Origin of the sequence: Pseudolactococcus raffinolactis NBRC 100932 (genome assembly GCF_001591765.1) — a bacterium.
Classification (GTDB): domain Bacteria; phylum Bacillota; class Bacilli; order Lactobacillales; family Streptococcaceae; genus Pseudolactococcus; species Pseudolactococcus raffinolactis.
This window is the reverse complement of the sequence record NZ_BCVN01000044.1, coordinates 1-13,041: the sequence shown is the minus strand read 5'-3', so window position 1 is coordinate 13,041 and position 13,041 is coordinate 1. Positions and strand designations below refer to the sequence as shown.

At 41.1% G+C, this 13,041-nt stretch carries 11 protein-coding genes; 10 read left to right on the top strand and 1 reads right to left on the bottom strand.

Annotated elements, in window-relative coordinates:
* A partial coding sequence (locus LRA01S_RS09500) for a DUF1033 family protein (protein WP_061775383.1) occupies positions 1 to 307 on the top strand: 307 nt, incomplete at its 5' end.
* A 337-nt stretch (positions 308 to 644) separates the two neighbouring features.
* Positions 645 to 1,253 carry a nitroreductase family protein gene (locus LRA01S_RS09495; protein WP_061775382.1) on the top strand — a complete coding sequence of 203 codons (609 nt, stop codon included), beginning with the start codon at positions 645 to 647 and terminating at the stop codon, positions 1,251 to 1,253.
* A 389-nt stretch (positions 1,254 to 1,642) separates the two neighbouring features.
* Here the strand turns inward: LRA01S_RS09495 and LRA01S_RS09490 are convergent, their stop codons facing one another.
* Positions 1,643 to 2,266 (bottom strand): GntR family transcriptional regulator, encoded by a 624-nt coding sequence (locus LRA01S_RS09490; RefSeq protein ID WP_061775381.1) that lies wholly within the window; start codon positions 2,264 to 2,266, stop codon positions 1,643 to 1,645.
* A 171-nt stretch (positions 2,267 to 2,437) separates the two neighbouring features.
* On the opposite strand from LRA01S_RS09490, the gene LRA01S_RS09485 reads away from it, so the two are divergent.
* The 8 genes from LRA01S_RS09485 (at position 2,438) to thrS (ending at position 13,020) form a co-directional block, all read left to right on the top strand.
* Positions 2,438 to 3,691 carry a quaternary amine ABC transporter ATP-binding protein gene (locus LRA01S_RS09485; protein ID WP_061775380.1) on the top strand — a complete coding sequence of 418 codons (1,254 nt, stop codon included), beginning with the start codon at positions 2,438 to 2,440 and terminating at the stop codon, positions 3,689 to 3,691.
* A 1-nt stretch (position 3,692) separates the two neighbouring features.
* On the top strand, positions 3,693 to 5,405 hold the full coding sequence (locus LRA01S_RS09480; RefSeq protein WP_061775379.1) for an ABC transporter permease/substrate binding protein: 1,713 nt from the start codon (positions 3,693 to 3,695) through the stop codon (positions 5,403 to 5,405).
* 272 nt (positions 5,406 to 5,677) lie between these two features.
* On the top strand, positions 5,678 to 6,337 hold the full coding sequence (locus tag LRA01S_RS09475; RefSeq protein WP_061775378.1) for a metal-dependent transcriptional regulator: 660 nt from the start codon (positions 5,678 to 5,680) through the stop codon (positions 6,335 to 6,337).
* 73 nt (positions 6,338 to 6,410) lie between these two features.
* The gene (locus tag LRA01S_RS09470; RefSeq protein ID WP_061775377.1) at positions 6,411 to 7,754 is read left to right on the top strand and encodes an Nramp family divalent metal transporter; all 1,344 of its coding nucleotides are present in this window, start codon (positions 6,411 to 6,413) and stop codon (positions 7,752 to 7,754) included.
* Between the two features lie 25 nt (positions 7,755 to 7,779).
* Positions 7,780 to 8,535: a metal ABC transporter ATP-binding protein gene (locus LRA01S_RS09465; RefSeq protein WP_061775376.1), complete on the top strand. Its 756-nt coding sequence runs from the start codon at positions 7,780 to 7,782 to the stop codon at positions 8,533 to 8,535.
* Complete coding sequence (locus tag LRA01S_RS09460) at positions 8,528 to 9,373, top strand: metal ABC transporter permease (protein ID WP_061775375.1); 846 nt, start codon at positions 8,528 to 8,530, stop codon at positions 9,371 to 9,373. Before LRA01S_RS09465 ends, LRA01S_RS09460 begins: the two co-directional genes overlap by 8 nt.
* 22 nt (positions 9,374 to 9,395) lie before the next feature.
* Positions 9,396 to 10,331: a metal ABC transporter solute-binding protein, Zn/Mn family gene (locus LRA01S_RS09455; RefSeq protein ID WP_061775384.1), complete on the top strand. Its 936-nt coding sequence runs from the start codon at positions 9,396 to 9,398 to the stop codon at positions 10,329 to 10,331.
* Between the two features lie 736 nt (positions 10,332 to 11,067).
* The gene (thrS, locus tag LRA01S_RS09445; protein ID WP_061775373.1) at positions 11,068 to 13,020 is read left to right on the top strand and encodes a threonine--tRNA ligase; all 1,953 of its coding nucleotides are present in this window, start codon (positions 11,068 to 11,070) and stop codon (positions 13,018 to 13,020) included.
* Positions 13,021 to 13,041: the final 21 nt, after the last annotated feature.

Below are 13,041 nucleotides of genomic sequence, written 5' to 3'. Positions count from 1 at the left end.
TTGGCGAGATGATATTATCGCTAAATATGAATTTGAAAATTTTTACGAGGCATTGAAGGTCTATAAGCAAGAGTGGCAACGCCTAGCACAGGATTACCCAGAGTTTAAAAGTCAGGAAGATTTTTTATCTGCTTTCTGGGTAAAGTCTGAGAAACGTTGGTGTATAGAATGTGCAGAAGACTTACAACAATATCATGGTCTTGCGCTTTTAGAAGAGTGGCATCCAGTTGAGACCTTTGAAAATCGACTGCCCTATGCGAAAACATCGGGTACGAATCCTCATAAGCATTGTCAATTTAAGAGTTAGGAAACTAACTCTTTTTTCTATAATTTGGAGGATTTGAAAAGTAAAATTTTTTTGCGATCTAAATAGTTTACAATTGTAAATTATTGTGTTAAAATTACATTTGTAAACGTGAGGCGAAGGTATTAAAGTGTTCGAGATAGTAAATGAAAATCGAACCCACATAGAAGACGTCTCCTAAAATATTAAATTTATTTAACGGATGATACTAAAAGCGGTGCGACGTAGTTGTAAACTTTCGTAGAAAATTAGGGATTTAAAGTTTCTACGCTTGCGTAGGTTCTACAAATCATTTATTTTCCTAGGAAGTTAGCTTGAAGTTCAAATTAGGAGAAAAATTATGTCATTCTTGGAATCATTAGCAAATCGTCGTTCTATCTATGCATTAGGCGATGCAGTAGATGTTGAAAAAGCAACAGCAACCATTACAGAAGCAGTTAAGTTATCACCTTCAGCATTTAACAGCCAAACATCACGTGTTTTGATTTTGGCGGGTGCTGAACACAAAAAACTTTGGCAAGAAATCATTGCCACTGACCTTAAAGCTGAAATGGATCGTCAAGGTGTTCCTGAGTCAGCTTGGGAAGGCACTAAAGCTAAATTGGACAGCTTTGCGGCTGCTGGATTGACAGCGCTCTTCTTTGAAGATACTGATGTGGTGAAAGGTTTGCAAGAACAATTCCCACTTTATGCTGAAAATTTCCCAGTTTGGTCTGAACAATCAACAGGTATTGCTTCAGTTAATGCATGGGTAGCTTTGAGTGAACTTGGTCTAGGTGCAAACTTGCAACATTACAATCCAGTCATCAACGCAACTGTTGCTAAAACTTATGATCTCCCAGCTTCATGGAATCTCCGTGGTCAACTCGTTGTTGGTTCACCAGAACAAGAAGTCGGTCCTAAAGAATTTATGGCTGACGAAGATCATTTCAAAGTATTTGGTGCCTAAGCTGAATAAAATTAAGTTAAAGTTCAAGTTAACAGACAAAAAGTTAATCATACGGAGTCAATGTGATTAGCTTTTTTTGTATATTGGATTGTTTATTGATTTTATCTTTTCGCAGAAACAAGATATTTTTAACCAATTTCGGATTGTTTCTCAGAAAGAATGTCGATTTGGTCAATAATCAAAGGATTTCCAACCAATTTCGCATTGTTTAGCTAAAAGAATGCCGATTTGCTAAAGAATCAGAAGTTTTTCAACTAATTTCGTAATGTTTTTAACGATGAATCTGGCACCATACAGTTTTTAGTAAAGTTTACACACAGAAATAGGCTATGAAAATTCCAATTAACATGGGAAATCGTTCATAGCCTATTTTTTTATTACATTCTTGATTATCCGGCTGGATAAAAGAATGATTTGACATTTTGAAAAGTAGCTTCATTTCCGACGAAGTAGACAGTATCACCTTTCTCCAAAATCGCATAGGGACCAGGAGATAAGACCAGTTCATCATGATTCAATATTGCAACAATGGTTGCACCTGTCGTTTGCCAAAAATTAAGCTGACCGATAGACTGCCCAATCGCGTCACAATCTTCGGAAAGTAAGAGTTCGTGTGGTGCCAAGGGGCTTTTTTTCTGTACACGAGCTGTCTGTTCAAATAAGGTAGCAAGTGACTCTGATAAATTGTCAATAGCCGTTTTTTGAACGGTCATGATATTATCGATTTGCGCATGTAAGGTCTGGATCGTTGAAGTTTCTTCAGCTTGATTCAAGAAATTTTTGGCTTTCTCCTGAGATAAAATTGTGACACCAGAGCCATGAACAGGTTGGACGATATCCAAGTCATTTAAAATGCTGATGGCTTTACGCGCTGTCTCGGATGACACACCAAACTGTGCCGAAAGAGTAGATCTAGCGTGGAGTTTGGCTCCAATCGGGTAGGTACCATCAGCGATCTTTTCAGCAATGGCATAGGCAATTTGACGGTAGCGAGGTTCGCGAACTGTTTTCATATGAGGGTCTTTCTATTATTAAAATCTACAAAAAATAAGTGGCAATGTTTGACAAAGTGACAATTTGTGTGTATCATTAGAATTGTCACTTAGGTGGCAACTTGTTTTTCAATAAAGGTTGTCACTTGTAAGCTAATTTTATCACAAAAGCGGAATAAAAAGGGGGAATTTATGCCGAAAGTTGAAATTAAACAATTGACTAAAATATTCGGAAAGCGTCGGAAAGCGGCACTCGAGTTAGTCAAACAAAACGTCAGTAAGGACGAAATTCTTAAAAAGACAGGTAGCACTGTCGGTGTCTATGATATTAATCTAGCCATCAATGAAGGTGAAATCTTCGTCATCATGGGGCTCTCAGGGTCAGGTAAATCGACCTTGATCCGACTCCTGAATCGCTTGTCTGAGCCAACAGCAGGACAACTGATCATTGACGGACAAGACATCACCAAACTCAATAAAAAAGAATTGCTAGAAATCCGTCGTCGCAAGATGTCTATGGTCTTCCAAAACTTTGCCTTATTGCCACATCGGACAATTCTCGAAAACACGGAGTTTGGCCTTGAAATTCAAGGTGTTCCAAAAGAAGAACGTCAGAAACGTGCTGAACACGCGCTTGAAAATGCCAAATTATTGGCCTTTAAAGACCAGTATCCAGATCAGTTATCAGGCGGTATGCAACAGCGTGTTGGCTTGGCGCGAGCTTTGACCAATGATCCAGATATCTTACTTATGGATGAAGCCTTCTCAGCGCTAGATCCACTGGTTCGTCGAGAAATGCAAGATGAACTTTTAGACCTGCAAGCCAACGTCCAAAAAACGATTATCTTCATTACACATGACCTCGATGAAGCTCTGAGAATCGGCGATCGCATCGCCATCATGAAAGACGGCAAACTCATGCAGGTCGGCACGGGCGAAGAAATCCTAACCAACCCTGAAAATGACTACGTCAAAACCTTTACAGAAGGCGTTGACCGCTCTAAGGTCCTAGTCGCAGAAAATATCATGATCCCAGCTTTGACGACCAATGTTGCAGTGGACGGGCCAACGGTTGCCCTTCGCAGAATGCAAGAAGAGGAAGTCTCAGGACTTGTTGCGGTGGGTAGACATCGAAGTTTCCGAGGTTATCTATCAGCGGATGCAGCAGTTCGGGCACGTAAGGCACAATTGCCATTATTAGATGTCATTGTTGACATGCCAATCATCTCGCCAGATACTTTAATCTCAGATATTCTACCGATTATCTACGATGCCACAACGCCAGTTGCCGTTGTCGAAGATGGCCGTTTGCGTGGTGTTGTCATTAGAGGACTCGTCCTTGAAGCTTTAGCGGATACAGATTCTGACACAACAACGTGTGAAACGCTCAAGTCTCATGAAGCGGAGACACTCGTGACAGAGCCAGTCAAAAAGGAGGAAGCATAAGATGAACACTTTACTTATTGGTCAACTCCCTGTTGAAAAATGGGTGTCAGATGGTGTGGACTGGTTAACCCAACACTTATCAGGTCTTTTTAATGTCATTCAAAGCGCAGGTAATACGATCATGACAGCCATGACGGATGGTCTTTTGGCCATTCCCATGTTCTTGATGATTGCAGGTATCTTTATGATCGCTGTCATCACATCACCTAGAAGATGGGGCTTTCCAATCTTTACGCTGGCGGGCCTATTGTTAATTGCTAACCAAGGACTCTGGCAAGATTTGATGAATACCATGACCTTGGTCATCATGTCAGCCTTGATATCCTTAATCATTGGCGTGCCACTTGGGATTGCCATGGCCAAATCTGATCGAACACAAGCTATTGTACAACCGATTTTAGACTTTATGCAAACCATGCCAGGTTTTGTTTACTTGATTCCTGCTGTTGCCTTCTTCGGGATTGGTGTGGTACCAGGTGTCTTTGCCTCGATCATCTTTGCCTTGCCACCAGTCGTTCGGATGACCAATCTAGGGATTCGCCAAGTGCCAGTTGATCTGGTTGAAGCGGCGGATTCATTTGGGTCAACCTCTTGGCAAAAATTACTGAAACTTGAATTACCCAATGCCAAAAATACCATTCTAGCAGGTGCCAATCAAACGATTATGCTTGCACTATCAATGGTTGTGACCGCAAGTATGATCGGTGCACCGGGTCTCGGTCGCGGTGTTCTAACAGCTGTACAGCACGCAGATATCGGCGCAGGCTTTGTAAATGGTCTAGCCTTAGTAATTCTTGCCATCATCATCGACCGTTTTGCTCAAAAATTAAACACCAAACCTGGTCAAAAATTACCGCAAAATCAAAAACGTCGTTGGGCTGTCATCGCAACGCTTTTGATAATGATCGGTGGAGGCGTCGTCAATTCTTTTGCGACAACGAATCAAAGTCATGAAAAAATTAGTCTAGGTTATGTCGAGTGGGACTCAGAAGTTGCCAGTACAAATGTCATTGGACAAGCGCTCAAGGCGCATGGTTATGACGTTAGTTTAACACCACTTGATAATTCAGTGCTCTGGCAATCAGTAGCCAATGGTCAAATTGATGCTTCTTTATCCGCTTGGTTGCCGATAACACATGGTCCATTGCTTAAAAAATATCAAAATGATCTAACAGTCGTTGGGACAAATCTGACCGGCGTCAAAACAGGACTTGTCGTGCCAGATTATATGTCAGCTAAGTCTATCTCAGATTTGACAGATCAGGCCAAGCAAATCATCACTGGCATTGAACCAGGTGCAGGCATGATGGTCGCGACTGAAAACACAATCAAGGCCTATCCAAACCTTTCGGATTGGAGCCTCCAAGCTTCGTCAAGTGGGGCCATGGTATCAGCACTCGAGAAAGCCTATAAAAATAAAGAAGAGATAGTCATAACAGGCTGGTCACCGCACTGGATGTTTAGTAAGTATAAATTGCATTATCTAGAAGATCCTAAAGGTGCCATGGGTGGCAAAGAAACCATCAAAACAATCGCACGTAAGGACTTGAAATCTGATCACCCAGAAGCTTACAAAGTTTTGGAAAAATTTAAATGGGGAACAGCTGACATGGCGAGTGTTATGCTAGATATTCAATCTGGTATGAAACCTACTGAAGCAGCTGATAAATGGCTCAAAGCCAATCCTAAAATTGTTGATAGCTGGTTTGAGTAAAGCGATTTTGTTAAGCTTACATTAAAGTCTGACGACAAGTCAGGCTTTTTTTAGCATTGCCTAAAAAATAAGGTTGTAAAAAAGATTAGCACATGTTAAATTATTCGTTCAGAATAGATCAGTTATTAATTAATTGAAGTTAGGGAATCAATCAACTAATAGACCAAACACGGTATTCACCTAGGAAAGTTCTGATAGATCAAACTGAAAATGCTTGACAAATAATTTAGGTAGTGCTAAACTATTGACTATAAACAATTAGAAAGTACGATATGGACGAATTTTCAAAAACAGAACAAGATTATCTGAAAGCCATTTATCAGCTAGAAGAAAAAAAGGATAAGATGGTTGGTATCACAGATGTTGCCAACTATCTCAAAGTTTCGGCACCTAGTGCAACAGAGATGATAAAACGCCTGGCTAAGAAAAAGTTAGTCGAGCATAAAAAATATTACGGGGTACTCTTAAAACCTGAGGGTTACCGTGAAGCTAGATTTATTATTAAGTCCCATCGTGTTTGGGAGACGTTTTTAGTTGAACAAGCCGGTTATCAGATTGATGAAGTCCACGAAGAAGCTGAGAACTTGGAACATTCCTCATCTAAAAGATTGGTGGAACGCTTGTATAGTCTCATGCAGTTTCCAAAAACTGATCCGCATGGTTCAGAAATTCCTGCAGAGAGATTTTGGGAAGGTGAGACGATCACCCATGACCTCAACCAAGCTAAAGTCGGCTATCGTTATGAAGTAGCATCGCTTACACAAGAAGCCAAAGATTTTTTGATCTGCCTAAATCAGACACCTCCCAAATTCATTACCCTTACGAGTGTTTTGACTGATGGGTCAGTCATCGCTAGAACAGATGACGATGCTAGATTCGTCATTCCGCATTTTCAGAAAAAAGACTGGCAGTTGACCTACTACAGTCATTAATATTATAACTATCAACTAGGAATAAACCGAGTTCAGGTGAGGCCTTGCCTGAATATCTTAAATAGGAGCAATCATGAAAGAACACAAGAAATTTGTCAAGTATGCCAATGGTCCAAGTTTGGCAGAGATTAATGGGACAGTTGAAATCCCTAAAAACAACAGCTTTTGGAAAAATATTTTAGCCTTTTCAGGACCGGGTGCCTTAGTTGCAGTAGGCTATATGGATCCAGGTAACTGGATTACCTCAATCGGTGGGGGTGCTCAGTACGGCTATCTTCTCTTGTCCGTCGTCCTCGTTTCAAGTTTGATCGCCATGCTTTTGCAATACATGGCCTCTAAACTTGGTATTGTTACTGGTTTGGATCTGGCACAAGCCACACGCAAACATACTGGCAGAAAACTTGGTTTCGTCCTTTGGATCATCACGGAGCTTGCGATCATGGCAACAGATATCGCTGAAGTCATTGGTGGCGCTATTGCCCTGAATTTATTATTTGGTCTACCTATCATCTGGGGCGTTATCCTGACTGTTTTTGATGTCCTGCTTTTACTCTTCTTGATGAAGCTCGGCTTCCGAAAAATCGAAGCCATCGTCATTACCCTAATTTCCGTCATCATGATTGTCTTCGTCTATGAAGTCGCCATTTCTGACCCCGTCATTGCGGACATGCTTAAAGGCTTTATACCACAAAAGGAAATTTTTGATCGTAGTCAGCTGACGATGGCACTGGGGATTGTGGGGGCAACCGTTATGCCACATAATCTGTATTTGCATTCATCGATTGCTCAAGCCCGAAACTATAACCGTCAAGATGAAGACGATGTGGCGCGTGCCGTTCGTTTCTCTACCTGGGATTCGAATATCCAATTAACGGTTGCCTTTATCATTAATACGCTCTTGCTTGTCTTGGGTGCTGCCATGTTCTTCGGTCGTGGTGAAGGTCTGGGTACTTTTACCTCGCTTTACAACGCCTTACAAGATAACAAATTAGCAGGTGCCGTAGCAAGTCCTGTACTCTCTACTTTATTTGCGGTTGCGCTTTTAGCATCTGGACAAAATTCAACAATTACAGGAACACTCTCTGGTCAAATCGTCATGGAAGGCTTTATTAATTTAAAAATGCCAACTTGGGCCCGTCGCTTGATTACCCGTGGTCTGTCAGTCATTCCGGTTTTGATTGCAGCGATTTATTACCACGGTCGTGAAGGTGGTTTGGACACCTTGATGATCCAGTCACAAGTCTTCTTATCCATTGCCTTACCTGTTTCAATGATTCCTCTAGTATATTTTACCTCTAATGAAAAAATCATGGGCAAACGCTTTAGAAATAATAAAGTCATCGCAGCATTGGGTTGGATTGCAGCCATCGCTTTGACGATTTTGAATATCAAGTTGATCGTAGATATGTTTCATTAAATAAATCTGGTTTAGAAGGTAAAAAATGTTTGAGATCAAAAATTTAACAGTAGCATACCAAGGGGAGCTGATTTTGGATCAAGTGTCATTAACAGTTCAAAAGGGAAAAATTACAGGGATTATCGGACCGAATGGTGCTGGTAAATCAACCTTAATCAAAGGGGCACTTGGATTAATTAAATGTCAAAGTGGTCAAACTTATATTCAGGGTGAATCTCTAGCAAAAGTTAGAGATCAAATTGCCTATGTCGAACAACGTTCAGCGGTCGATTTGACCTTTCCGATTAATGTTTTAGATCTTGTATTGACGGGCACATATCCTAAGTTAGGGCTTTTTAAAAGTCCAGGTCCGCTCGAAAAGCAAGCTGCTCTTGAAGCGTTAGCACAAGTTGATTTGGTTGATTTTAAAGAGCGTCAAATTGGCAGTTTATCAGGAGGTCAGTTGCAGCGTGTTTTTGTTGCGAGAGCTATTGTTCAAGATGCAACAGTTATCATCCTAGATGAACCTTTTGTCGGGATTGATATGTCCAGTGAGCAAAAAATTATGGGAATCCTAAAAAAATGGTCTGATGTTGGAAAAACAATTATTGTGGTTAATCATGATTTGAATAAAGTCACGCAATATTTTGATGACTTGGTGATCATTCAGCGTGGTATTGTCGCGCAAGGTCCAGTTACTGAAACCTATCAAATGGCTAATATTCAAAAAGCCTTTAGTTTGGATTTTGGGAAACTCTTATTTGAGCAAGACATGACAGGAGATAGTGAAGACCATGGCTAGTATCAGTCAATTTTTATCAGCATTGGGGCAGTATAATTTTTTACAAGCAGCCTTGATTACCTCAATCTTGGTTGGTGTTATGAGTGGTGTGATCGGCAGTTTCATCATTTTGAGAGGCTTATCTTTAATGGGGGATGCCATTTCTCACGCCGTGTTACCAGGTGTAGCAGTTGCGTATATGTTAGGGATCAACCTGCTTTTAGGAGCTTCCATTTTTGGGATTTTAGCGGCCATGTTGATTGGTTATGTTGCGAGTCACAGCAAGCTCAAAAATGATACAGCGATTGGGATTGTCTTCAGTGCATTTTACGCGCTAGGTTTTGTTTTAATCTCATTGGCAGAGAGTTCTAGTAATTTACACCATATTCTTTTTGGGAATGTTTTAGCAGTCAGTGATAGAGATTTAATTACCACGACTTGTGTATTGATCGCTGTGATTTTGTTTATCGTTATCTTCTATAAAGAATTATTGATCACGTCATTTGATGAAACTTTTGCGCGAACTTATGGGTTGAGAACTCAAATGGTGCATTATGCTTTGATGCTGATGCTAACCTTAGTGACAGTTTCGTCGCTACAAACCGTTGGCATCATCTTAGTGGTTGCTATGCTGATCACACCGGCGGCGACAGCTTTTCTGTGGACCAATAAATTACATTGGATGCTTGTTGATTCAGCAATTTTTGGTGCACTTGCTTCATTGATTGGTCTGTTTTTGAGTTATACACTGAATTGGTCATCAGGTCCAGCTATTGTCCTTGTGTCAGCCTTCATTTTCGGTGTATCTTTCATCTTCTCACCCAAACAAGGCTTGGTCTTTAAACTGAAACAAGCATAGATTAGAATAGGACTTTCATTTGATAAAAAAACTTATCCTGACAGTTATCCCCTTGGCCTTATTACTTGGCGGTGTCCTTTATTTTGTCAATCATCATAAATCGGCTGATCAGCAATCAAGTAATCAATTACGTGTCGTGACGACTAACTCAATTTTAGAAGATATGGTGCGTCAAGTTGCAGGTGATAAGGTTGCGCTTCACAGCATCGTTGCGCGTGGTGTTGACCCGCATGAATACGAACCCAAGCCCACTGATATTTCTGAAACGACCCAGGCTGATGTCATTTTCCATAATGGCTTGAATCTTGAAACTGGTGGGAGTGGATGGTTCAGTAAACTGATTAAAACTGCCCACAAAAAAGATAGGGAGCAAGTTTTTGAGGCGAGTGACGCTGTTACACCACTATATCTAACGACGAATCAATCCGAACAAGATCCCCATGCCTGGTTGGATTTAGGCAATGGGATCAGGTATGTTGAGACGATTACAGCTGTTTTAAAGGCTAAAGACCCGAAACATGCCAATTATTATCAGGAACGCTCAGATACTTACCTTGCCAAACTTAAAAAGTTGGATGCTGCAGCCAAAGAAAAATTTCTGGATATTCCAGAAAAGCAGCGATTACTGGTTACATCAGAAGGGGCCTTCAAATATTTTTCAAAAGCCTATCACGTGATACCCGCCTACATCTGGGAAATCAATACAGAATCTCAAGGTACCCCAGAGCAAATGGCTGAGGTACTATCCAAAATTAAAGCGTCAGAAGTCAAAGGACTTTTTGTAGAAACTTCTGTTTCACCTAAGTCAATGGAACAAGTATCAAAAGAGACGGGCTTGCCAATTCAATCTAAAATATTTACTGATTCACTGGCTAAAAAGGGTCAAATGGGTGATACCTATTATGATATGATGAAATGGAATTTAGATAAAATCTATCAAGGCTTATCTGGTCATTAAGCCTTCTACAATGAAATCAAGTTGAATGAGTATTTGCTTTTGACAAAGATTAAATAAAGTTTTATAATAAAGCAATAAAGACATGTTAATATCATACTGATTTGAGAGATACTCCTCTACTTAGTTAAGTGAAGGGTCTCAACTAGCGAGCAGTGGGTGGTGAGAGCACTGTGAAATCAAGATATTAATACTACTTTATCATTCAGGGCACCTCTAAAAATTCAGATTTGCCTCTTTTGGCTAAATTTTCCTATCGCATCGTTATTGCTTCGCACCATGCAGTAGCAAATGCACTTTTTGTGGCGAGTAATCGCAGCCACAAGCCTTGTCGCAATGCCTAGCGCTAAAAAGATTAGCTCAAAAGCCACAAAGCACTTCATGCGACGAGTAACCGCAGGAGCAAAAGCAGTTTTTAGAGGTACCCTGAACCTGATTTTGAAAAAAATCACGTGTTGCCACGTTACGGCTTGAGAGTTTTTCATCTTTTTGAGGTGGAAATAAAGTCAGGTGGTACCACGTGTTAACGTCCTGTGTTCATAATTGAACGCAGGGCGTTTTTATATTTTTAATCAACTGAGTTTCGGCTTCTTGGTGTTAGGGAAATAGATAAAAAGTACGCAGATACTGTCGTGTCTTTAAGTCTCTTTCCTAATTCACTCCTGCGATTACTCGTCGCGGGGGAAAATTCTACGCACCAAAGCAGTCGCCTCAACATCTTAATTAAGGAGATTAGTAAATGATACAAATCACATTCCCAGACGGCGCGGTCAAATCTTTTGATAGTGGCGTGACAACTTTTGAAATTGCTGAGTCGATCAGTAAATCACTAGCTAAAAAAGCATTGGCCGGTAAATTTAATGGTAAATTGATTGATACAAACCGTGCGATCACTGAAGATGGGACGATTGAAATCGTGACACCTGACCACGAAGATGCCTTGCCTTTGCTTCGTCATTCAGCAGCTCACTTATTTGCCCAAGCAGCACGTCGCCTTTTCCCTGACATCAAATTAGGCGTTGGCCCATCTATTCAAGACGGTTTCTACTATGATACAGACAACGCAGCAGGTCAAATCTCTAATGAAGACCTCCCGCGTATCGAAGCTGAAATGATGAAAATCGTCAAAGAAAACCTGCCATCTATCCGTCGTGAAGTGACTAAAGCTGAAGCGCAAGAAATTTTTGCAGCTGATCCTTATAAACTTGAGCTGATTGAAGAACATAATGAAGATGAAGGTGGCCTAACCATCTACAGCCAAGGTGAATATACTGACCTTTGTCGTGGCCCACACATCCCATCAACTGGTCGTATCCAAATCTTCCACCTCTTAAATGTTGCAGGCGCATATTGGCGAGGGAACAGCGACAACGCCATGATGCAACGTGTCTATGGCACAGCTTGGTTTGATAAAAAAGACCTTAAAGCCTACCTAAAAATGCGTGAGGAGGCTAAGGAACGTGACCATCGCAAGCTCGGTAAGGAGCTAGATCTATTTATGGTTAACCCTGAAGTTGGATCTGGTCTGCCTTTCTGGTTACCAAATGGTGCGACAATTCGTCGGACTATTGAACGTTATATCGTCGACAAAGAAATCGCGCGTGGCTACCAACACGTTTATACACCGATTATGGCCAGTGTTGACTTCTATAAAACATCTGGTCACTGGGATCACTATCACGAAGATATGTTCCCACCAATGGACATGGGTGACGGTGAACAACTCGTCTTGCGTCCTATGAACTGTCCGCATCATATCGAAGTCTATAAAAACGACGTCCATTCTTACCGTGAATTGCCAATTAGAATTGCCGAGCTTGGCATGATGCACCGCTATGAAAAATCTGGCGCGCTTTCTGGTTTGCAACGTGTGCGTGAAATGACCCTTAATGATGGTCACGTTTTCGTTCGTCCTGACCAAATCAAGGATGAATTCAAACGGACATTGCAACTCATGACTGACGTTTACGAAGATTTCAATGTGACAGACTATCGCTTCCGCCTGTCTTATCGTGACCCAGCAGATACTGAGAAATATTTCGATAATGATGAGATGTGGGAAAATGCCCAAACCATGTTGAAAGCTGCCATGGATGAGCTTGAGTTGGATTACTTTGAAGCAGAAGGCGAAGCAGCCTTTTACGGACCAAAACTCGACGTGCAAGTTAAAACAGCACTTGGTAACGAAGAAACTTTGTCTACTATTCAACTTGACTTCTTGCTTCCAGAACGTTTTGAGCTTGAATATGTCGGTGCTGATGGTGAAGGCCATCGTCCAGTCATGGTTCACCGTGGTATCGTCTCAACAATGGAACGTTTCGTTGCTTACCTGACTGAAGTTTATAAAGGTGCTTTCCCAACATGGCTCGCACCAACACAAGTCACAGTGATCCCTGTGTCAAACGAAGCACACGTTGACTATGCGTGGGAAGTTGCTGATGCTTTGAAAAACGTCGGCATCCGTGTCAATGTAGATGAGCGTAATGAAAAAATGCAATATAAGATTCGCCAGTCTCAAACAAACAAAATCCCTTACCAAATCATCGTGGGTGATAAAGAGCAAGCTGACAAAACTGTCAATATTCGTCGCTACGGTAGCAAAGAAACAGCTGAGTTTAGCTTGACTGACTTTGTCACAGCCATCACAGCTGATGTTGCCAACTACTCAAAAGCAGTCGCATCAAACGATTAATCAATAGAAAAACAGAGCATT

Coding starts and splice junctions, on each gene's coding strand:
- LRA01S_RS09495 (WP_061775382.1), top strand. CDS start 645: ATGTCATTCTTGGAATCATTAGCAAATCGTCGTTCTATCTATGCATTA.
- LRA01S_RS09490 (WP_061775381.1), bottom strand. CDS start 2,266: ATGAAAACAGTTCGCGAACCTCGCTACCGTCAAATTGCCTATGCCATT.
- LRA01S_RS09485 (WP_061775380.1), top strand. CDS start 2,438: ATGCCGAAAGTTGAAATTAAACAATTGACTAAAATATTCGGAAAGCGT.
- LRA01S_RS09480 (WP_061775379.1), top strand. CDS start 3,693: ATGAACACTTTACTTATTGGTCAACTCCCTGTTGAAAAATGGGTGTCA.
- LRA01S_RS09475 (WP_061775378.1), top strand. CDS start 5,678: ATGGACGAATTTTCAAAAACAGAACAAGATTATCTGAAAGCCATTTAT.
- LRA01S_RS09470 (WP_061775377.1), top strand. CDS start 6,411: ATGAAAGAACACAAGAAATTTGTCAAGTATGCCAATGGTCCAAGTTTG.
- LRA01S_RS09465 (WP_061775376.1), top strand. CDS start 7,780: ATGTTTGAGATCAAAAATTTAACAGTAGCATACCAAGGGGAGCTGATT.
- LRA01S_RS09460 (WP_061775375.1), top strand. CDS start 8,528: ATGGCTAGTATCAGTCAATTTTTATCAGCATTGGGGCAGTATAATTTT.
- thrS (WP_061775373.1), top strand. CDS start 11,068: ATGATACAAATCACATTCCCAGACGGCGCGGTCAAATCTTTTGATAGT.